The sequence below is a fragment of the Candidatus Litorirhabdus singularis genome, from assembly GCF_026262625.1.
GTDB lineage: Bacteria > Pseudomonadota > Gammaproteobacteria > Pseudomonadales > Halieaceae > Litorirhabdus > Litorirhabdus singularis.
Genome location: NZ_SHNN01000002.1, coordinates 492,921 through 515,317 on the forward strand (window position 1 = coordinate 492,921; position 22,397 = coordinate 515,317).

Genomic DNA, 22,397 nt, shown 5'->3' on the forward strand with positions numbered 1-22,397 from the left:
AGGTCTGCTAGCAGATGTAACGTACAGCCCAACTCTGGATTGCAATATGTTAAATAAATTAGATTCTAGCTTTTTTGGGTTTTGGGATAATAGCCCGCGCAGTGAAGCTCAGCGCGAAGCTGTTATTTCTTCCATGGCTACTGAAGATAGTAAAGTTACCTGCAGACATTACTCAGAGAAATCGCACCTGTCGGCGGGACAGTGCGCCTCTACCAAAAATTTTCAGGATGCAGCCTTAACAGTAATGTGCTTGGGGAGTCCAACCTGGCTTCACCAAGGTTCATCTAGTGACAGCTCTATCCATGACGTCGCCAATTGCATTTCCAAGGCCTATCTATCCGATAATAAAGCCTTCCTTAGTGACGCATCAGGCGAATTCCTAGTGGCTATTTTGGATGAGACAAAAAACGAGGTTGTCTTAGCGGTCGATCGTTTTTCACGCCGACAGGTCTACTACTCTGAAACGAGAGATGGATTGGTTTTTTCTGATTCATTGGAATGTCTTCTGCGGCACCCCAAAATTCATCGAGTTATAAGGCCCCAAGCAATATATGACTACCTGTATTTTCATATGGTGCCGGCACCGGGAACAATATATCAAGATATCTATAAGCTTCCCGCAGGCAGTTACCTAAAATTCAGCGCAAACACTAATACATGCGAAGTAAAACGGCATTGGGCCCCTGAGTTTGCCGAGAGCAGTGACTCCGTTGAGCGATTACAAACCGATCTTGTCCCAGCATTGCGCTCTGCTGTAGATAAAGCGTGTAAAGGACGAGACTACGCTAAAGTCGGTGCTTTTCTGAGTGGCGGCCTCGATAGCTCTACTGTCAGCGGCTTACTAACTGAAATTTCATCAGGGTTATCGCCGGCATTAACAATCGGTTTCAATGAGCCGGGGTATGACGAGGTAGAGTATGCGCGGTACTCCGCAGAACGATTCGATACGCGTTTGCATGAGTATTATACAAATCCGCAGGATATCTCAGATATTGCTCCTCTGATCTCCCAGTCTTACGAGGAACCTTTCGGCAATTCTTCAGCTGTACCGGCGTACTGCTGTGCGCGTATGGCTAAGGAACAAGGTATAGAGCTCTTGTTGGCAGGCGATGGTGGCGATGAGTTGTTCGCCGGCAATGAGCGATATTTGAAGCAAAGGGTATTTGAATATTATAGGATTTTGCCTGGCCTGATTCGCGACACGCTGTTAACACCAATCATAAATTGGCTTCCGTCTAGTATCGGTCTGTTTAGCAAATCGCAGAGTTATATTGAGCAGGCCAACGTTCCGTTGCCCGACCGACTACAACATAGGTACAATTTTCTTAATCGAGAGGAACTTGATGGGCTATTTACTGAAGAGTTCGAAATTCAGATTTCCAGAGAACACCCTCTGCAGCTGCAGCGACAGGTTTTTAGTCAGCCTGAGAATGCCAGCACGCTAAACCGAATGCTGTATCTAGATTGGCAGTACACCCTTGCGGATAACGACATCCGTAAGGTGTCAGAGATGTGTCATCTGGCTGGAGTTGAAGTGAGCTACCCGATGCTGGATGACGAGGTAGTGGATCTTTCATGCCGGGTACCGTCCTCTGCGAAAATGCAAGCTAATACCTTGAGAGCATTTTATAAAAATGGCGTCAGGGGGTTTCTCGGAGAAAGAACTATCAACAAAGGGAAGCACGGTTTCGGCCTACCTTTTGGTATGTGGATGCAGTCGAACCCCGACCTGAAAAAAATGGCAGAAAACGCCTTCGACGGTTTAGCAAAGCGCGGTATCTTTAATAGTGATGCTCTTGCTCGTATTCTCGTATTACATCAGGACTCGCACGCCTCCTACTATGGTGAATTTGTCTGGGTACTGTTGTCACTGGAATACTGGTTACGGGAATACGATTCCAAAAGCGAATTACCCTTTAAAATCGAGGACTGATATTGCTGCAAAGCTGGCGGGTATTCAAGGTAATAAACTTCTGAGCTTGCACCAACGCTAGATATAGTTTTTCAGCAAACGCAAAAGAAACTTGCCCGGTGTCTTGTCCCAAGGCGTGAATCGGTTAAGTTCGAACATATTACTGTTACGACTGGAGTAACCAGTCGAGGTGCTAACAGCAGCTGAGAAACCCGCCGATTTCACAATTTCCACCTGCGTCTGGGTGTAATCCTTACCGGGCATGCCGTTAGGGTATGCGAACAGGCTCACCGGCTTTTGCAGTATCTCTTCCAGTCGTTTCTTACTGTCGTAAATCTCCGCCTTGGCGGCGTGTTCATCCAGCGTTGCAAGAATGGGGTGGTTCATGGTGTGCGCGCCAATAGTCACGTTGGCCGTACCAAGGGTTTTTAGTTCAGCTGTTGATAACATGAGATCTTCAGGTATTGCCGCACCGGTGAGCTCCACGATTTTACTGGCGGCCTCTGTACGAGCCGCTGGCGGCAGATATTTGATCGCATTAATGACCGTATTGATCGCCGCTCGCCGCGATTGTGCATCATGCAATGACAGGGGTTCAGCCAAACCCAGCTCTGACAAATCAAGTGCTGACCCGTTGTAGTCTCGCAAGCTCTCCTGCACCCGGTCATTGAACATAATTCCGCCATCCAGATAACCGGGCGCAACGAATATGGTCGCGTGCACGCCTTTAGCCTCGAGTATTGGCAGAGCAAGATGGAGATTATCAGCGTACCCGTCATCGAAGGTTATCGCCGCCGCTCTGGGCGGTAAGTCATCGTTCTGCAGAGCGAGAAGAGCTTCCTCCAATGGCAGAACGTTGAAATAGCGCGCCAAAATGTCCATTTGCCAGGCAAATTCCTGAGTATCCGGCTCGCTAGGCTGTAAAGGGTCCTTGCATGGCAGCACCCGGTGGTAAATCAGAATCTGTAGTTTGGCCCCATTTACCCCCGAGGCCATCAGATTATGTAGCGGCTTTACTATAGAAGGATGTAGCAACTATTTTTCCTCGGTTGGCTCGATCTAGCGGCTTTATAAGTACTGGCTCACATAAACACAAAAAATGTCACCCGAAAACCGTGATAACAGGGTATGCGGTTTGTCGGTAAAGGGCGCACCTGTATCATACGATGTATTGAAACAGGCCAGCAATAACAATGGTTTCCAAGCGATCAAGAACAAAAGTCCTGGTACTGGACGGCGATATGCCGCACAGCGTTGCGATAGTGCGCTCACTCGGCCGTCAAGGCGTACAGGTAGATGTAGCTGCTTATCACTCGGCACCACTTGCCGGTTACAGTCGCCATGTCTCACAGATACTGCACTATGCCAACCCTCTGTGTGATGAAATTGATTTTGTCAGCACCATCAACCAATGGCAGTTGCAACATCATTATGACCTTGTCATTCCCGTCACTGAGCGCAGCATGGTTGCGCTGCACAAGCATCGGGCCAGCTTGGAAGATATTAGCCGAATTGCGATGCCCGATCAGAACAGCCTGGAAGTCGCGCTCGATAAGCAGAAAACCTTTCAGCTGGCAGAGTCCCTGAATATCCCGGTACCGAGGGGTAACGTTATCGAGCAGGGTGATCCGATAGATCATGTGCCAACCACCATCACTTTCCCGGCGGTCTTGAAGCCGGGGCGCTCAGTGGCCGCTGGAGGCGGGACGGCAAAACAGATCAGCGTAGATTATGCGCTGGACGCGGCAGAGTTCATGCCAAAGGCACGTGATCTCTGCCAACATGGCTCGTTAATTGTGCAAGAGTACTTCCGCGGTGATGGCATTGGTATAGAGGTACTGGCAGCTCACGGTGACGTTATCTATGCCTTCCAGCACAAACGCCTGCATGAGCTGCCGTTGACGGGCGGTGGCAGCACGTTACGGCAAAGTGTGGATATTGACTCGGTGTTGTTAGATGCCTCTGCTCGGCTATTAAAGGCGCTGCAATGGCATGGTGTGGCGATGGTAGAATTTAAGCACGACGCTGGCACTGGCGAGTATCGACTTATGGAGATCAATGGCAGATTTTGGGGCTCGCTGCCACTGGCCATAGCGTCTGGCGCGGACTTTCCGCGATTGCTGCTGGCCTTATATCAAGACGACCTTGCTGCAGACTCGTTACCTCACTACCAGCGAGGTGTGATATGCAGGCGCCTGGATAATGACTTATTGTGGACAGAGACTGTGCTAAGAGGTGCAGATACGCGAGGCCTTGTCGAAGTACCGGATAAGAAAGAGGCACTTAAAACACTGGTCTCTATGTTTGGTCGCAACCAGTATTTTGACGTACAAAGCCTGGCAGATATCAAACCGGGGCTTGTCGATCTTGGCCGTATAGCCGGAACGTATGCCGAGCGACTGACATCGCTTGCCGCTGATAAGCTTGAGCGCTTTAGACATGGCAGGGCAGGCAAGCGGAAGCAGCTTGTAAAAGCGCTAAAGTCGTCAAAAAGTATCCTCTTTGTTTGCTATGGTAATATCAATCGCAGCGCATTGGCAGAATACGTCTTTCTGGCTAAAGCGGCTGAAGGCTATTGTTCGGTAGCATCTGCAGGTTTTCACGAGGCTGAGGGACGCCCGGCAGATCCGCAAATGCAGAAGGCCTCAAGGTTAAAAGGTATAGACCTTGGGCCGTCGGCTTCCAGCATTCTTGACCGGGATATGCTGCAAGGTGCTGACGTAGTATTGGTAATGGAAGTCAGCCATATCAAACAAATTGAGCAGCAATACCCTGACCAGTGCCATAAGGTTTTTCTGTTAGGGTTGATGAAGCAACAAGCCGGCGCTGACAATTGCGAAATAGCAGACCCTTACGGTAAGGTTTCCAAGGCTTACGAAAACTGCTTCAATGAAATATCTGACAGTATTGGCAATATCGTCAGTATCAGGGAGGACAACTTATGATCAATGGGAATAGTATTCGACGGCTGTTTACGGTGCTGCTGCTCGGTCTCTTTGCACTCCCTGCAACGGCCCTTAATTTTGTACCAACCGAAGCCGAATGGCTGGCCTGGTCAGATCAATGCAGGGCCAGATACATGGCTTCGAACGCCGGCGCCAAGAGCAAGTATCGCGGCAGAGTCAACAGCGCAACAGTATCGGCCTGGAAGGCCAAGATGGGTCCGTCGCTCTGGCTACACATGCATCACGCCTGTGCTGGGCAAGTTCACTTCAATAGAGCGCGCACCGCAGCAAGCAGTTCGGAGCGTAATCGAGAGATAAAAACAGCAATATCTGACCATAATTACACCTTGTCCAAAACCACTAACCAGAATAATTGGTATGCCTATTTCGCCGTGAGCCTTGCGCAGATATACCGTTATCAGGAGGAGTATGACAAGGCTATCGCTCTGGTAAGCCCGTTTACGGACACAAACCCAGCCTATGAGGCGCCGTACTTACAGTGGTCTTTGGTTCTGCGTGACCAGGATAAGCTGAGCGCGGCCATTGCTGTGCTGGAGAATGGCAATAGCGCGACGGAGGGGAAATCCATGGAGATCCACTACTTCCTCGGCCTCAATTACCACCAGAAGGGTATGTATGACCTATCACTCCAACATGCCAAAGCGGCTTATAAGTTGGGTTATCCGTTACCCGGCCTGAAAAACAAGTTGATGCGATCCGGTCACTGGGAGTAGGGCGCCTCCCAATCGGCCTACTGCGTGCAGGCACGCTATGGCGGGAAATACGTGAAACGCCTCACAAATGCCTGAGAAACTAACGATCTCTTTCCATTTCTATCCTGGATTCATGCAAAATAGTGCTTTATCTGTAAAAGCCAAGTTCGCGCCATAGCTGAGTTATCACGCTTGGCCGGTTTCACACCGGTGGCGCGACATGACATAACCACGGGTGCCATATAGACATGACAACTGCTTCAGCTTACTTTTCCCTTATCATTCCAACACGCGACCGAGCCGAGCTTTTCAAGCTGGCCTTGGATTCGGTGTTGGTGCAGTCTTTTGAAGACAAAGAAGTGATAGTGGTCAACGATGGCTCAACTGGCGCAAGCCTGGATGCCTACAAAGCGCTGGAAGCTGTTTACCCAGCCGTTACATTTCTTTATTTACCCAACCGTCCCAACGGGCACGGTCAAAGCTATGCCATGAATTATGGAGTGTCGCATTGCTCAGGCAAGTACATTGGCTTTTTGGATGATGATGACTATTGGACGGACCCAGCGCATCTGAGCCGGGCGCACGCTTCCTTGTCGGCGCAACCCGAGGTTGAGCTCTACTATACCAACCAGAAAGCGTTCTTTTTCGATGGCTCTGAGAACACCAAGCACGTCTGGCTCGACTATCTTGATGACCAGCTCGCTGGCAAGCCTCAAGACAGTGAAATGAGTACCGAAGTTGACGTTCCCTTTTTGCTTACCAGCCCAGGGTTTGCGCACCTGAATTGCTCAATTTTCAAAAGAGAGCTGTTTGATCGTATCAAGGGGCTTGATGAAAATATCCGCTACGAGAACGATCGAGATGTTTTTATAAGATCAATCGATAGCGCACACAAAATCCTCTTTAACCCCGCCTATGTATCCAGGCACCATATACCCAATCACAACGACGCCAGTAACATGTCTACGATTGTCTCCGCCAACCAGAAGCGTCTTTATCAGCTACAAATTTATGACAAGGGCGCTCTTTTCGCCAGCAAAGAAGCCATCCGCGATTTTTGCATGATCGGAAAGGGATGGGTCATGAAAGCCATAGCGGAAGACTTCGCTGCCAACGCCAATTTCAAACTAGCCTCATGGTATGCGCGTCAGGCTCTCGCCGCGCTACCCAGCGTGAAGTGGCGGCTTTATTGCTACTACTTGCGTCTGCGGAGCCTGTCGAGGTGACCGAATCAAGCTCCAATACAGCCCCCCCGAGCATTCAGCCATGGTTGAATCTTATCAAGCACCCACGCACCCTGGGGCGCTACCAACAAATATTCCTGTTTAGCCATATGCGCGCCAATACCAGTCTTTTTGGCCATTTGCTGGGCGCCAGCCCTGAGATCGAAGGCTACTACGAAATGCATATTGGCTACTATTCCTGGAAGAGCCTCTGGCGACAGAAGCTACTGCATTTCGCTGACCACCCAGTCAAGCCTCAGGGCCGTTACATGTTCGACAAAATACTGCACTCAGAGCACACAGTGGACGATTTATTTCTTACAGATAACCATGCTCGCCTGTTTTTTTGTTTGCGGAATCCAGAACAGACCATACCGAGTATCGTCAAACTCTGGCGTGATATTGACCCCTCCCATGACTACTGTCAGCCAGAGCTGGCCGCTCGTTATTACTGCGAGCGTTTACTAGAGCTGCAGAAGCTTGCTGACCGCGCGCAAGTTGGCTACTACTACTTTGATGCGCAATGTCTGCGCGATGACAATGCTCGCTGCCTAGATACGATTTCCGAATGGTTGCAACTGGAACAGCCGTTGAGCAACGACTATAAAGTACAGCCTCGGACCGGAGCCGCCAGAGCTGGGGATCACTCCAGTAATTTGCTGCAGGGCAAGATTGTGCCTGGCAGCTCAGATTACTCGGCGATCAAGGTTGCAGACGATCTATTGGCGCAGGCGAATACCGTGTACTTCTCAGTTCGCAGCCAATTAGTCCGCGGCGCAGCTATGGCTGTTACCAACGATTAGCCAGCTGTAAGCCTTAGTTGATGTTTGATGCTCGATAGCATTACGGACTGACCAACTCATTGATGTCTACGCGATTCCAGACCGGCAACAGGCCCAGACGCGCTCTGAAGCGTGAGTTAAATGTCATGGGGTCTTCTAACGGGCTAAGTAGCGATGGACCGTACACCGCTTCGACTTGCTCAGAGTCATATCCTAATGCCTCAAGTAATGTCGGGAACAGCGCATAGTGGCTACTGGCGTTGTGTTTTTTCAGCAGCACTGCTTGCAGCTGAGGGTTGAGTGCCGTGCCGCCGATAACCACCATAGGCACCACGCCTTCCTCCATTGCAGGCACTGCCCCAGGCGTACAGTGCGAACGTAAACCGGGCTCACCGCGCTCATGAAAGCTTTGGCCATGGTCTCCCGTGTAAAAGATCAGAGTCTGATTCAGTTCCAGATCTGTAAGAAGTTCACGAAAAAACTGCCCTACGGTCCACTCAATAGTGTTCTTGTATGAATTCTTGTAAAGATCCCATTGTCCTGAAAATAATTCAGGCATCCTGCCGCTGACGGCTGTGTCGACAAAGGAACCAGTGGGCAGACTGGGCTGAAACCTGGCGTACGTTGGTGGATACTTGTCATTAATAGGAAAGTGCGGGCCCAGCTTGTTGACCAAAATAAGCTGTTGGACATCGTCAGCTAAGAGTTTTTTCAATGCTTTGCCGGCCTCGATATCACGATATAGCGGTTCTACCCCATGAAACTGAATGATCCTGCCGATGTGTGCGATTTCCTCATCGGTCATGCCATTAAAGAATCGATGTTCTGACTGCGCATCAATATACACCGTTGCCAACCCAGCCTTGGCGGCGTACTCCCATATAGACGGCATTGACTTGAGGTGCTCGCGATAATTGTCCCGCCTACCGCCGAAACGCAGGATCATATTGCTGCCGATACTGCAGTTGGTGGCGGAAACAGAGAGCCCCAGATTGAGAACTTCTATCCCGGGATAATTTTCCTGTAGCCCGGAATCAACGCCACGTGGATGGTTGATATCCAGGTAGTCGCCACGCAGGCTTTCGTCGATGATCAACACCAGGTCACCCGCTAACGTATCTCCGGTTCTGGGTATTGTCACAGGTAGGCGGGCTACATCCGGGTCCACAACCTCTTCATAGACGGCCAGAGAAAAAAACGCATAAACGGGAATGCCAAAGGGTAGGGCGCTGGCACCAGAGCCACCGCGTGCAAACAGCAGCACGCTTAAAGCCAAAATCACGCCAGCAGGACCTATAACGCTCAAAAAACTTGCAATACGGGATTCACCCGGCCGCATAGATCGCGCGGGAGACATAAGTATCGCTGCGAATAATGCAGCGGCGCATGGCAAGCTCGCGAGCAGTGGCTGCGCATACTGCTGCATGGCATCGCCCAGGAAATTGCGCGATGCATACAGTTCAAGAAAGGCGTCATAGGTCAGGTGATCGGCCATGACATGGAAATAGCTCAGTTCGAACAGCACGCCACCAGAGAGCAAAATAGCCCAGGCCAGCCTTACCAGGAACAAACGGCTCAGGGCGCCCAGAATGACACCAAAAATAACCAATCCCACTAATACTAAATAGGCCAGCAGGCCAGCTACCCCTTCAAAGCTCTGTATGCGCTGTAGTAGAGGTGCGTAGCCTAGTGCCAATGCCAGCGCGAAGAGAATGGTTTTGATATAGGGGTACACCTAGTCTTTTAACCTGTCGATGTGCGTCGCTGTTGCGGCAGGGACTAAACCCCTGTTGGCTTCAGGTAATTGCACTAGTTTCCGCCTGCCTCCAACCATTCTATAGATGCAGCAATAAATGCTTGCTGAGCGGCCGGTGTGGAAAATGTCTGGTCGGCAGACTCAACGTCAACTCTGGTGACATCGGGGGACCGCAGCGCGGTCTTCCATCGCTTATGGCGCGCTGTGAACGCGTCAAACTGCTGCCGCACCAGGCTTCTTTCGCTCATGACAAGCAAAGTAGAACCCTTGAAGTCCGCCAGACCCTGCTGCATCTTTATGGGCAGGTCCGCCGGTATTTTTACAGCTTTGGGTGCTGCCACAGAGGATTCTCCGGCCCCAGTCATTGGGCTCCTTTTTTTGAACGGCCTAGCTATTGCGGTTCGCAAGTATGCTGCTATTAACGACCGTTTAACTAGCAGCTTACGGTAGAAGTCAGGCTGCAAGAGTCTTTGCAGAAGCTGCTGTCTTGATACGATTGCTTTGACCTTATCCGTAGCAAGAAAGGGATTGCTGAGTATCCAGCCAGATACCTGCGGATCGCTGTGGGCATTGATCATAATAGCCGCTGCCGCGTCACAGCCTCCCCATAAAACGACTGTTTCCAAACCCGGCACCTGGGCGCGGAACTGCGCTATCGCGGTATTAATATCTGGCCCCAGGTCCTGATAGACACCCATGTCGCCGACACTATCACCTATACCCCGTTGGTCAAATCGCATAACCGCCGTACCGCGCCGCGCAAACTTCCTGGCGAAGGTCACCAGTTGCCGTGCGCAACCCGCGCGATACTGCAGTTCGCCGGCAGACAGCATCAAGATACCGGTTTTACGGCATTGCTCTGGCAAATGGATTATCCCTATCAGCTGTTCATCATTGCAGGGAAAAGAGAATGTCAGTTCGGTCATGATTGCAGTTTACGCCAGGGGCAGGGCAGTAGTGCTGGCTAACAATTGGCTCATGTCAGCGCGCCTGGGCAGCTCCCACAACGGCGGGAAGTCCAGCTCTACAATCTCCACCGCGTTGCCTGACGCCCTGAGATATTCATCGACTCGTGTTCTGGCAAGCGTAGCAGCGCCGCCTGCGGTGATGCTTCTTTCTACCCAATGCAGGGCCTTGCCCTTTAGCGCAGGCATATTCAGTAGTTCAACCTGGTCGATCTCGGCCACCAGCTTGCCACCGAGCACATAGCCGCCAACCTCAACATTCTGACCTGCCGCGAGATTCTCACGAATTTCTTTAGTGGTCTCGGGTTTTTCTCCTCTGTCGACAAGTTTTGCCACCCGTTGTCGTAAAACCTGAGTCATGTAAGCTCTGCCCGCGGTAACGGGTTGCCATAGTAACAGTGCATCGCAGTCATCAGGCTCGCTATTTGCTACGTCCGCCGCTAGTAACCCACCAAGGCGCGTACCCCAGAGTATGGTTTTTAGGTTTCGCTGTGGATTCACGCTATTAATGACCGAAATCACCCCGGCTTTCCACACTGCCCAGGTAGCATCCGCCAGTTCACCGCTGCTGTCCCCCGTACCGTAAAGGTCAATAGAGATACAGTAATAGCCTTCTCTGGCAAACATTTCGCCCTGTTGGAGACAAATGTGCCGCATGCGATTCATCTCTTCGCCATAGGCAGGAATATGGATAATCAAAGCGCGAGGTGGGTGCTGTGGTTGAAAATGCAGCGTAAACAGCTGACCAGCATCGGTAGCCATAAACTTGGGGGACACGCTGATCATGACAGTTTGCTGTCTATAAATGCAGCCACAGTACCAAAAGACTCGAATAGCTCAGCGGTCAATTCTTCATCCTCAATCTCGCAGCCGAGTTGTTCCTCGATTGCGTTGACGATAGACATAATAGTCAGTGAATTGAAGTCTGGAAATGCGCCCATCAGCGGTGTGTTCGCCGTGATATCGACCTCTGGCCGACTCAGCTGCAAGCTGGCACAGATTATTTCTATCGCTAACGAGAGAGATTGTGGCATAGGGTGTTTCCCAAAAACTTCACTCATGATAATGGATTATAGTCAGTGCCCTACATAACTGATTTAAAAAACTTGGAAGCCTGTCACAACTCCTTCCTAATCTTCGAAGATTATTGCTACACCGTGTCTACGGTAGCATGCATAATAACCTCTCATTGATCTAACTCACAGCTCTCCGGACGGTGTATGCGGCAGACTAATCGCAGGCAAGATATTACTATAGCGACCACTGAGGCAGGATGAAGAAATTACTGTTTCTGGTGCATCGCCTGCCTTATCCTCCAAACAAGGGGGACAAGATATCATCCTATAATATTCTCAAGTATCTCTCGCAGCACTGGCGGGTGCATCTGGGCACGTTTATCGATGACCCTGACGACTGGCAATATACTGATACGGTCAAAGCTATGTGCGAGAATTCATGCTTTGTAGGGCTCAAAAATTCCACTAAAGCAGCCGCGATAATGAAGGGGTTTTTTCGTGGAACGTCTTTCACAGAGGCCTTTTATAACAATAAGGATCTCTTATCATGGGTGTCCAGCGATATTGACAGCGAAGCCCCGGATGCAATCTTCATCTACAGCGGCGCTATGGGCCAGTATCTACCCTCTGCTGTGCCCGCCAGCACTCGCATAGTCTTCAATTGCGAAGACGTCGATAGCGAGAAATGGCGAAATTACTCACACGCCAAGGTTTGGCCGCTAAGTTACATCTATGGACGAGAGGCTAACAAGCTGCTGACTTTCGAGCGTGCCATAGCCACCAGGTCACATGTGACGTCTTTTATCTCTGAAGCCGAAGCTAACCTTTTCAAAAAGCGCGCGCCTGAATGCGCACATAAGACACACTATCGTCTGCAGGGCGTCGACGCTGCCTATTTTGACCCTGAATTGAATTTTTCCAATCCCTATACCACATCAGAGAAAGCCTTCGTCTTCACCGGCGTCATGGATTACCTGCCGAATATTGATGCGGTAGTCTGGTTCTGCGAGCGTGTGGTACCTGCACTTTTCAAGATCGACCCTGATTTTCGTTTCTACATCGTTGGCATGAAACCCACAGACCGTGTTCTGGAACTGGCCAGGCACCCTGCAGTTGCCGTAACCGGTGCGGTTGACGATGTGCGGCCATATCTCAAGTATGCCTGGTGTGCCTGTCTACCTTTACAAATCGCCCGAGGCATTCAGAATAAGGCGCTGGAGGCTATGGCTATGGCGTTGCCGGTAGTGGCGACCAGGGACGCTTTGGTTGGCATAAACTGCCAACACCTGGAAGATGTGCATGCTGCTGATAGCTCGTCGGAGATGATTGAGGAGTGCTGCAGGATACTGGCGGCGCCCAGGAAATACTGTCAGCCAACCCGAACAATGATAGACAATCACTATGATTGGCCCAGCAACCTGGCCAAACTAGCGAAGTTTCTAGAGTAAAGGAATTTTTAGCTGGTTAATCTGAACTTTCCCGTCTAGGCTGAGTTATTACAGGACGGCCGTGCTCTTATCAGATCCTAAAGTAAATAGGTTTTCGACACTATTTAAAACGCTGGTTTTACATTTTTCTTCTACCTATATTTGCGTTTTAACCTAGCTATATCCATTGATAATCTACAAGTAAAATCACTTTATTGGAATAATATATGAGAGTTCTATTAGCTGCTCTGAGCTTTCATATTTAACTGATTTAGAGTTGTGAAGAGAGATTAGAGGCTCTTGTTCAAGAACTCTCATGAAACGTTTGTACTTAGCTCCACCATCGAAATAAACTGCTCTACCAGATTCCCTTTTACATTTATCAATAAAATCTGAAAAATAGTTAAAGTGAAAAACAACACAGCGTGCTTCAGCGTAACGCGCTTCACCGCTAACACGATGAAACCCTTTGTCTATATATAAACCCTTTTGATACCTAACCAGCGGGGTTTTATCACACTCAGTTCTCCAACCAAAAACTCGCTCATTCACACTTTTGGTAGCACTTTCACGATCAAAATAATGACAAGCCTCAAAAAAGCTCTCACCTTGATTATAATCAGCCTCCCGTATCGCTTTATCAGAGTACATATCAATCCATAAAGCCCTTAAACAGTTCGCATTAGCGTCTTGCAATTCCTCGATTAGACTAAGCAATCCTCTTTTTTCGCTATGATCAAAAACCATTAGCTCGTCCGCATCAACGGTTACACACCAATGGCCTTGCCCGAAGCTGTTAAGCAAAAATAACCGCCAATTTAATTGATATGTATACGACTCTTTAGTGTGAAAAAGGTGGACATCTTTTTGCTTCAATAAATATTCAGTCAACCCATCATCAGAGTTATTATCAAGTATGAAGAAAGTGTTAACACCAAGTTTTCGATAGTATTCCAGAAAGAATGGGAAACGTAACATTTCATTCTTGGCAATGGCAAATAGTCGAATCTCGTTTTTGTCATTGGAAATAACATAGTCGCTTAGTTTCCTAATTTGATTTTTACTTCTCAAATATTGAAAATTTTTACGAAGATAATCGATGATTTTAGCAACCACATCTGAGTCCTAGTTTATTAACCTGATCGCCATTTAAGCTAATGCTATACATGGCTCTGTTCTACAAAAAACGGCATCGATTCTACCGTCATTATTTACACTAATCCGTTAACGAAATACTGAGGAGAATCGGCACCATGTTGCCCGTTTTCTCATCATGGCCCCTTCCGACAAGATACATGTTTCCGAAGTCGTCTTTTGTTGAAGTTCCGTACAACAAAGTACCTTTCGCATCACTTAATCCTAGCTCAATTTTTTTGTTCAGATCAGTGGCCATTTCAAAAATAATAAGATCATAATTCTGACTTCTCGGCGCACGTCCAATGATCGCTACGTAGTTGCTGCCATCGAGAGGGAATAGTGAGGGTATATAGGCGCCGCCCTTCGTATGTATTCTGCCCCTATAGGTGAGCTTATCCTTGGTGTTTGCAAAAACGTCCAAATAGTAGAGGCCGCCATCACTGGTTGTAAAAATCAAATCCCCATTTTTCATGCTGGTGTAGCCTATGATACCGTGGTGGCTATCCATACTCATGGCCCTATAGGACGGCATTGGGTAGGCACCGACCAGATTGAGATTTACATCGTATTCATTGAGAACAGCTGTCGGAATATCATCCGTGTCGATAGTTACATACGGTACATAGGCATGCCCCTTCGGGTCCACCAGGAAGTTACGTGAGATATGCCCAGTAACTGAGCCAACAACAATACGTTCAACCTGCTCAGTATAAATGTTGAACTGGTAGAGCACATGCCCCCAATAACCAAGTGCATATACATAATTACGGTAGAGATTAATCGCTATCAATGCCTCGTCAGCTGCGAGTATATGTTCCCAACTAGTATCCTCAGGACGTTTACGCCATAGGTGACCGCCCCAGGTTGGATTGACATCCGAACTTTCTCCTTGTTCATCAAAACTGGCAAAGTAGAGATAGCCATCATCAGCCTGGTAAAACTTTGAATGCAGCTTGTTTTGGCCCATACCCGGCCTGTGCAGACCCAGTCGCTTTAGTTCAGTGACAGTATCACTTTGTTGCACCAGGCTATTGGAGCTAGGTTTATATTGCGCCAGAAAAGCTGTTTCGTTTTCCCCGGCGTGGCTGGAAGCACCAAGGTAAATATTGCCGTTGTCATCGCGGCCTACTGCACCCCATATCGCTTCAGCGCTGGCAGGAAAGTTAAGCTCTATATTTTCTACAAAGGGTGCTGTGAAAATGTAGGACTTTGGTAGAGTAAAACGGGTGCCCACTTGTTCTTCAAAGGTTCGCTGCGAAATATACATATCTTCGGGAGTTTCTTGCTCACAACCGACAATAGAAAATAGCACCAAGGCCAGGCATGGGTATACAATCTGAAAGCGATTTTTGCTCGAAGATATATTCACGGCAGTTCAAACCCCGACGGCGCAGCAGACTGAAAACTTCCAACTTCCAACTTCCAACTTCCAACTTCCATCAAAACAATAGCCTTATTGGATTGGTATAGGCGAGCAAGTCGTCTTTAAGTGGGTAATAAAGCCGTACTCTGGCCCGTACAAAGCAACTTTCCAGCTCGCTCTCTGCGTTGCTCACCCTAAAAGCCCCGGTGTGGTACGCCTCTTCGGCGACCAAAACGCCTTCGTAAACAATCTCAGGGCGTCCCGTGCTGCAATTACTTATTATCTCAGCGGTCAATGGATCGTTGATGCTGGCTTTACCGCGCCGCAGTGAAATACTGACCAATACGGTGTTCTCAGTTTCAACCAACTGGATAACCGAGCCGGGATGAACCGGGGTTTCTAAGCCATCGATTTCAAGGGTCAGTTTCAGAGCATCCAGTATGCCGTCATGATCAGACCAGTAGGTGCCGGCTTGCATCCCCTGTATCAGCCCCTTGTAAGAATACTCTGGCACGGAGACGTGAATTCTGGAAAACGCGCACGGGCCCTTATCCAACTTGTCATTGTGATAATCAGAGGAAGCGATAGCGCCGCCAACGTTGTACCCCTGTGTCAGCAATTGATCCCAGACGCCGCCAACACTTGCGGCAGCTGGGTCCCAGTGATCTACGGTAAGTTCCGGCTCACGGTAACTTCCTAACACTTTGGCATTCTGGTGCCCTGGTGCGCCGGCAATGGCATTGAATACTTTCCCTTGTGGATCCCAGCGCAAAAAGTTTTGGGTCACTTCTGCGGCACTACCAGCCTTGCGTGAGGGGTGATTATAAAACGCTAGCAGGGGGACCTCTTGGCTCCGGTATTTAGCAATCGCTGTCAGTAACGCCACATCACCCTGGGCGTCCTCGCTGGTGTTTTCTGCCAATGCAGCCAACATTGGCAAAACACTGGATTCCTTACTAGGATCAACAATCACGTTTACATGCTCGCGCCCGCCGTAAGACGGCATATTGAGTTCAACGCCGCCTAACAACAGAAAATCAGGGTACATTGACCTGAGTGTGGCAAATTCCTGCAACTGGCGCGTGTCAACCGTGGTCTTAGCATCAGAGTGATCGGTAATCGCCAAGGCATCGCAGCCACCGTCCACTGCTAGCTTAACTAACTCGGCCGGTGAGAGGCTGCCATCAGAAAAATTGGTATGGCTGTGACCATCAAAAACGATGGTGCCTTTGCGGCCAGCCCATTCGGGTGCACTGATAACTGTGGGGGAGCCACCGCTCATCAGCCAAAACGGCAGTATCAACAGTCCGGCCAGAACTAGCGCTGCCAAGGCTTTTCGCTGATGCCATAAAAAAGTAACGAATGCCTCCCAGAGGGACAGCGCCATTTTTCTTAACCGCACCTGTTCTCGCAAATGCGCGATGTGCTCATCGATGAGATGACGTAATGTATACGAAGGTGTCTCTTTAGTGCGCTGCGCCAATAGGTCCAGATCGGTTATAGCGTTTGCATCCAGTTCGAGTTCATAGCGGGTCCAGCTGCCCGTTTTCTTGCGTAGCTTGAAGTAACTCACATCGCTGCCGCGGTATTCGTTAAGGACTGAATCCTCCAGGTGCTTACGCCTGGCGGCTATTGCAATTAACTCTGCGCACAAAAGTGGGGGCGAGATACCCAGTCGCTTTTCAACAAGCGTCAGAAAATTAGACTGATAAAGATGAAGGTTAAGCTTTAATATTTCAGTATCGCCTGATACAGCCGCATCAATCGCAGGCTGCCTAATGGCATCCGCCGCTGAGTCGCTGGCTGCCTCGTCGCGCACTTGCAGGCTTTGGACGGCAAGCGAACTTTCCTCTGTGTAATCGTCTTGCTCTGGCAACGCGTTACTCCCCGCTAGGTGCCACCGCTGGAAGACCGTCATTCCAAAACACAGGCCTACCGTGATTACTATTTGCACACCAGCCCATCTGGCAAATAGCGCGCCGCTATCAAGTTTGGTTTCCCTGTCGGGGCCCAGCAAAAAGTCGACACCCGAAAACACAAGCCCATATTTCCTGACCTGTTGTTCAAGACCAAGATTTAGCAGCCACCAGCCCAGTGGCACCGTTAACAGTATAGTCACTAATAGGGCCATCTTAACAGCGAGCTGTCTTTCAGGGCTTAACGTGAACGCTAGGGCAGCAGCGCTCGAGGCAATAAGTGCCACAAGCAGGCATAAAAACAAGCTGCCGCCAAAAACATGATCGCCTTTGGCTGAAATTAGCTCCGTCAGGTTATCGGTAGAGGCCCAGTCCAACACAATAACTTGACTGCAATATAGACAGCTCAGACCGAAGATGAGCACTGCGACCACTTTTTTGCCTGAATAACCTTTGGAGAACCCGCCGCTGATGCCGGTGAAAAACCACATGGAAATTGCACCGAAAATTAGCAATGGTGTTATAAGTGCTGCAAAGCGAACCCACGGTTCCAAAAACTCGATAAGCGGGTTCAGGTTATCGGGGCCCATCGTATTGAAAAGTGAAAATCCCCAATGCCCGAGCAGCTCTTGCTGAATAACGCCTTCCAAAAATACAGTCGACCCTGTTATATCCAAGATGCTCTCACGCGTCACCGCAAGCAATACCAGAACGTATACCACGAAGGTGACTTTCAGTAGCGCCAGAGGAATGCGCACAAATAACTGCTTGGTGCTAGTCAGTTCTGCGGCTAGCCAGGCTGAACCGACACCCAGAGACAGTGCAGCCAGACTGAGGCAGAAAATATCGAAACCATTCCCGCCAAAACGAAACAGCTCCAGTATATTGTAGGGGACCCCTGGTTGATTCAATACAAAGAGGGTAGCGAATAAAAAAACAGCGCAGTAGCTGGCCACCGCGATGGCTACGCTCCTGCGTTTACCGGGCAGCCCGCCGATGTAAGGATGGCTGATCCCGGAATTATCTAAAGTTCGGCTTTGGAGCCCGGGGGCAACTGACGTATCTCCCGTGGCAAAATCAGCATCAATTGTCTTAATATTATGCAGGCTGTGCACGGCATAGGCGACGCTCGAATACAGAAGCGCATCAGTCACTTCCGGTGAACCCGCTAGCAGCTGTGTTTGCAGAAGTTCTGTAAAAAACAGGCTGGCCGCAACCGCCAGCGTCGTTGTGCGCGTGGCGAACTGTTTCGCGTTCCCCAGCAGCCAGGCGACAGCGGTAAAAACAGCAAGCTTTTCACATAATGCAGCTGAATTAGTCAGCATAGAACCTTCAAGAAACCCCGAAAAGGGCACCCAGCTAAATGACTTGGAATAGTCCGCTAACGTCCATGGGAATAGGGCTGTAAGTTGGTAACTAACAATCAGAGCTATACCCAGAGCATATGGTTTTCGTATAACTCTCTCCTGCAGGATAGGCCAGCTAGCAGCGGCCAAGAAAACAGCCGTGGTCGTCGTTAGCGATAGACTATTAGAAATAACAATTACTTTAGCAACGCAGAGCGCTATCGGGATTGCGGCCAGTAAAGGTAGCTGTATATCTCTATCGAGTCGGAAGCGAACGCAGTAGAAAACCAAAATCCAGGCGCTGTATTCCAACAGGAAATCAGTCATCGACCAGGACGGAGTGAGAAAGAGTGGTTTTAATGCCTCTTTGTACGCCTTCCAATCCACGGTAGGTACAAAGGGAATCAGCTGGGAGGCAAGCCAGAAAACAACTATCACTAGTGGCAGAGTCTGCGCCGTTGAGCGTCCAGCCGAGCTAGCCAATTGGGCCAGAGGGAAACGCTTCGCTAACGGCCAGCCAATGCAAGCACCAACAAGGTTAGGGTATAAGTCGAATAAAGATGCGTCTCTTAATGGGACAAATATCTGCGCCAGCTGAGCGCCCAGGGCAACTATCAGCCAGGCTACTGCGAGGCTTAGGCCGCGTAGATTGTGTGGCAGGTGCCAGACGAAATACCCAAACGGCACAAAGAGAATAATGTTACCAAGAATGTCGCCTAACCCGGGAACACGTGCCGCAGTGCTTGCTAATGCCGTCCATTGTTTGGCGGCAGCGACGGTAGAGAATTCGAACGGAAATAGTGATCCATAAATAATGGCCACACAAGTCGCCAAAAATCCCCACTTAGCAAGCGTGGTCACATCGGTAGATTTATGCGTCATATTTGCGCTTGCAGCCATCTTTGATAAACGGCTCTGATTAATTCCATTAGTATGATCAAGACTCGGGCCCATGATGACCAAACGTTGGTAGCCAGTATGCCATACAGTGGGTTTTGGCATAAGACACTAACAGGCTTGCAATCGCCTGCCGGCAAACTGCTGTAGAGACTGAGTCATCGACGCTGTTTAGGCTAGCTCCCGTCTTGCCCGCTGACCTCAGGTAGAAAAGGGTAGGCCGGCAGCCCCGCCTGTGCCCGGGTATCGAACAAAAGATTACTGTTAGAACCTGTATAAGCGTCGCTGCCGATGATCAGGTTGGCGGTCATGATCAGCGCAGGGGAGGGTTGTTTCGCATGATAAAGCACATCTCTACCGTTACGTTCCAGCAGAATCACATTGTCCTGCAGCGTCACCGCATTACTTTTGTACTTGTAGCCCTCTAATCCGTAACCGATCATATCCCCGTTGGCAGAGCCAGGGCCCTGTGCCAGTACCGAGCGTTTGATACTCAAGACCCCACCGTTAGAAATATCCAGAAGCCGGCTGTTACGTGATGAGAAAGACGCTATGACGGTATTGCTAATGCGCGTGCTGGCGCTGCGCGACTTGATCTCGTGGCCTTCACTTTTAGCCGCCAGAAACAGGCTTCGATCAATAATAAGCTTCCCGCCGCCGATGTAAATTCCGTGTGCACGGCCCCGATTACCCAGACGTTCGAACCGGCTGGAGTAAATACGCACGGTACCCGGTGAGCCACCGGTGAGCACGCCTTGTTGGCTGTCGTGAAAATATACGTGCTCAAGAACCAACCCTGAACCGGAAAGCCTGACGCAGGCGCCATTTTTGTCGCGCACCGTAATAAAGCGGCACTCAATGTTATGCAGGGTGGTGTTATTACCCTGAATGACCATGGCGGCCTTACCCTGAATAGCCGCTTTTTCAATAACCACATGTCCGCGACCCAAAATCGTTACATTGTTGGCTTTGACAGCGAATCCGGTCCGGTAAACACCAGCGCCAATTTCCATCAGATCGTTGTCCTTCAGTGCTTTGGCGGCATCCTTCAATGATGCATAGACTCGGTCACCGACACGAATTTCAGTAGGGAGAACATCTCCGTCATAGGCCAGCGGTGCCCAAGGCGCAAAATTGCTGGAGATTTCTTCGTGCAGCGGAAGCTTCGCAGCGGCCTCAACATTCATTGCAGGCTTTAGGCTGGGCATTTTCTCCCAAGCGTCACCGGCAAGCCGCAAGGCCTTATTGGCTTGCTCGGGGTAGGAGAACCATGCGCCAAGCACCAGGGCGTGCGCCATAAGTCCTACAGCCACCAAATACACAAGGGTTAGCCATTTGAGGGGTTTAAGGTAAGACCGGACTGTCATCACTTCCCCTATTTAACATAATATACATTATGCGCACTTATACATATCTGAGGGTGTGAAGTGATAGATAACAGTATCCACGCCAAAAGCCACACTCTAAACTCACTATCGCCCATTACCCCGTGTACATCACTTTATGCTCTGGATTCAGTGCCCGTGTGTGTCCTGCGGCACCAATACCGCAGCTGGAACAAACGTTATGCACGTACGAGCGCATTTATCCTGCCGCCGCGTCGTACTGTTCATACAAGTACACGTGCCGCCTATTATCGTGGTCCCACAAATCCTGCCCAGTGACATCCGCCCATTCGCTGCGTGTGGCTGGTTCGACGGCTGGATCAATAATGATCTCCCAGGCTAACCGCACGTTGTCCACGTCAGTTACTGCAGACAATTCCGCGGGCTCTATGCGGCTGACAGCAGCCTGTGGGTTAACTTCCTGCGCCATTCGATGAAACCCCGGCTGCTCAGGGTCCATGGTCATCAGGCTCGCGATCCCGCGTTTAACAGGCTCACGGTATCCCGCGCAATCGTTCAGCCAGATCAGTCCGCGGGTGTCGGATGTTTTTGCATAGCCCAGGTCAAAGTAATCATGTGGCGTGAATGGATTGAGCTGCAATACCTTGAGAATAGCGTCCATACCCGTACCGGTTATAGAGAACGCCTGGCGCAAACGGTGCACCGTGATAGGCGCCAAATGATGATACTGCTCCTGTGCCAATTCGATAATATGTTCTTCGCCATGACGCTCTGCTACTGCGTTATGACAGCCATAGTTCAGCAGGAATACGTCGAGCATGAACTCCTTGCACAGGTTGGTCAGCGTTCCGTGTGTCAGCCTTTCGAGGCAAAAATCACGCTGAAAATCGCCGCTGTAATCATCCATTCCTTCACCTTCAGATGACAAAACGTCGAACTCAAATCGGGCAGCCAGCGTGTTAGATGTATGGGTTAAGAAAGGACAATCTTCGGCCAGGGCAATATCATCCTGAATCACTACCTGCCACTTACACGGTCCCTTCTCCGGCAAAGTTTTCACAGGCGGTCGGTACAATGCCTTGCAGCGCATTTGCGGATTGACTGCTATCACGGTGGCGTCAAATGTCGGATCTTCCATGTGGTGACAAATTTGAGTTTGCATGGCCTCGTCGCCACCAGACATCTTGTAGACATGATTAAACGGGCCGCAGGTGCTGGTCCAGAAGTAGCCTTCGCCGGGTGATACCAGTTCGTAATGAAAATTCAGGTAGTTGTGCGGCGCGCCTATATCGAGTTGAAACCCCTTCAAAGCCACACTGACGTCGTCGCCCTCTATATTCAGGAACTGTCGATTACGGTAGTTGTAGATGGGACTGGTGCTCATCCATTCATCGCAGGCAATCTGTGTCTGCGCCTCGATACCGAATTTAAGCGCCACCGGCAGCAGTGCGCTGCGATCATGGATATGATTCGCCAACATAATATCGCGGCCATATTGAGCCAGCAGGTCATGATCGAGATCCTGCAGGGTCAGGTCGGGGTTAAAATCGCCAGTGTAATCCTTCATAGCAATGCCTATAGCTGCGCCCTCCCACCTTATTGCGGGCTGACATCCTGTTAAATAATACAGCCTATTCGACACCTGTCGCCAGC

Annotated in this window: 16 protein-coding genes; 6 read left to right on the plus strand and 10 right to left on the minus strand. The window is 49.9% G+C overall.

The genetic code is table 11. The annotated features are described in order from the left end of the window. The first annotated feature begins 46 nt into the window (after nt 1-46). Nucleotides 47-1,933: an asparagine synthetase B family protein gene (locus EYC98_RS10590; protein ID WP_279245313.1), complete on the plus strand. Its 1,887-nt coding sequence runs from the start codon at nt 47-49 to the stop codon at nt 1,931-1,933. Nucleotides 1,934-1,990: 57 nt separating this feature from the next. Here EYC98_RS10590 and EYC98_RS10595 read toward each other — a convergent pair whose 3' ends face one another. Continuing rightward, nucleotides 1,991-2,947, minus strand: coding sequence for a polysaccharide deacetylase family protein (locus EYC98_RS10595; protein ID WP_279245314.1), 957 nt, complete (start codon nt 2,945-2,947; stop codon nt 1,991-1,993). Between the two features lie 158 nt (nt 2,948-3,105). Between EYC98_RS10595 and EYC98_RS10600 the strand changes: the two genes are divergently transcribed. The 4 genes from EYC98_RS10600 (at nt 3,106) to EYC98_RS10615 (ending at nt 7,596) form a co-directional block, all read left to right on the plus strand. Beyond that, nucleotides 3,106-4,857 (plus strand): arsenate reductase/protein-tyrosine-phosphatase family protein, encoded by a 1,752-nt coding sequence (locus tag EYC98_RS10600; protein WP_279245315.1) that lies wholly within the window; start codon nt 3,106-3,108, stop codon nt 4,855-4,857. Continuing rightward, the gene (locus EYC98_RS10605; protein ID WP_279245316.1) at nt 4,854-5,591 is read left to right on the plus strand and encodes a tetratricopeptide repeat protein; all 738 of its coding nucleotides are present in this window, start codon (nt 4,854-4,856) and stop codon (nt 5,589-5,591) included. Before EYC98_RS10600 ends, EYC98_RS10605 begins: the two co-directional genes overlap by 4 nt. 227 nt (nt 5,592-5,818) lie before the next feature. Further along, nucleotides 5,819-6,796: a glycosyltransferase family 2 protein gene (locus EYC98_RS10610; RefSeq protein WP_279245317.1), complete on the plus strand. Its 978-nt coding sequence runs from the start codon at nt 5,819-5,821 to the stop codon at nt 6,794-6,796. Further along, nucleotides 6,793-7,596 (plus strand): hypothetical protein, encoded by an 804-nt coding sequence (locus EYC98_RS10615; RefSeq protein ID WP_279245318.1) that lies wholly within the window; start codon nt 6,793-6,795, stop codon nt 7,594-7,596. Before EYC98_RS10610 ends, EYC98_RS10615 begins: the two co-directional genes overlap by 4 nt. A gap of 40 nt (nt 7,597-7,636) precedes the next feature. Here the strand turns inward: EYC98_RS10615 and EYC98_RS10620 are convergent, their stop codons facing one another. The 4 genes from EYC98_RS10620 to EYC98_RS10635 form a co-directional block, all read right to left on the minus strand. Next, nucleotides 7,637-9,310 (minus strand): sulfatase-like hydrolase/transferase, encoded by a 1,674-nt coding sequence (locus tag EYC98_RS10620; RefSeq protein WP_279245319.1) that lies wholly within the window; start codon nt 9,308-9,310, stop codon nt 7,637-7,639. A gap of 74 nt (nt 9,311-9,384) precedes the next feature. Then, nucleotides 9,385-10,257, minus strand: coding sequence for a hydrolase 1, exosortase A system-associated (locus EYC98_RS10625; protein ID WP_279245320.1), 873 nt, complete (start codon nt 10,255-10,257; stop codon nt 9,385-9,387). 9 nt (nt 10,258-10,266) lie between these two features. Then, complete coding sequence (locus EYC98_RS10630; RefSeq protein ID WP_279245321.1) at nt 10,267-11,082, minus strand: hydrolase 2, exosortase A system-associated; 816 nt, start codon at nt 11,080-11,082, stop codon at nt 10,267-10,269. Continuing rightward, entirely contained in the window at nt 11,079-11,330 is a 252-nt protein-coding gene (locus EYC98_RS10635) for an acyl carrier protein (protein ID WP_279245322.1), read from the minus strand. The genes EYC98_RS10630 and EYC98_RS10635 overlap by 4 nt, the downstream gene beginning before the upstream one ends. Nucleotides 11,331-11,569: 239 nt before the next feature. Here EYC98_RS10635 and EYC98_RS10640 point away from each other — a divergent pair, with 239 nt between their 5' ends. Further along, nucleotides 11,570-12,760: a TIGR03087 family PEP-CTERM/XrtA system glycosyltransferase gene (locus tag EYC98_RS10640; RefSeq protein WP_279245323.1), complete on the plus strand. Its 1,191-nt coding sequence runs from the start codon at nt 11,570-11,572 to the stop codon at nt 12,758-12,760. A 186-nt stretch (nt 12,761-12,946) separates the two neighbouring features. On the opposite strand, the gene EYC98_RS10645 is transcribed toward EYC98_RS10640, so the two are convergent. The 5 genes from EYC98_RS10645 to EYC98_RS10665 form a co-directional block, all read right to left on the minus strand. Beyond that, the gene (locus EYC98_RS10645) at nt 12,947-13,855 is read right to left on the minus strand and encodes a glycosyltransferase family 2 protein (protein WP_279245324.1); all 909 of its coding nucleotides are present in this window, start codon (nt 13,853-13,855) and stop codon (nt 12,947-12,949) included. A 100-nt stretch (nt 13,856-13,955) separates the two neighbouring features. Continuing rightward, nucleotides 13,956-15,245 carry a hypothetical protein gene (locus EYC98_RS10650; protein ID WP_279245325.1) on the minus strand — a complete coding sequence of 430 codons (1,290 nt, stop codon included), beginning with the start codon at nt 15,243-15,245 and terminating at the stop codon, nt 13,956-13,958. 70 nt (nt 15,246-15,315) lie between these two features. Beyond that, nucleotides 15,316-19,383: a VanZ family protein gene (locus tag EYC98_RS10655; RefSeq protein WP_279245326.1), complete on the minus strand. Its 4,068-nt coding sequence runs from the start codon at nt 19,381-19,383 to the stop codon at nt 15,316-15,318. A 191-nt stretch (nt 19,384-19,574) separates the two neighbouring features. Continuing rightward, a complete protein-coding gene (locus EYC98_RS10660) occupies nt 19,575-20,696 on the minus strand; it encodes a right-handed parallel beta-helix repeat-containing protein (RefSeq protein WP_279245327.1) in 1,122 nt (373 codons plus the stop codon). A gap of 286 nt (nt 20,697-20,982) precedes the next feature. Beyond that, nucleotides 20,983-22,311 carry a hypothetical protein gene (locus tag EYC98_RS10665; protein ID WP_279245328.1) on the minus strand — a complete coding sequence of 443 codons (1,329 nt, stop codon included), beginning with the start codon at nt 22,309-22,311 and terminating at the stop codon, nt 20,983-20,985. Nucleotides 22,312-22,397 lie beyond the last annotated feature (86 nt).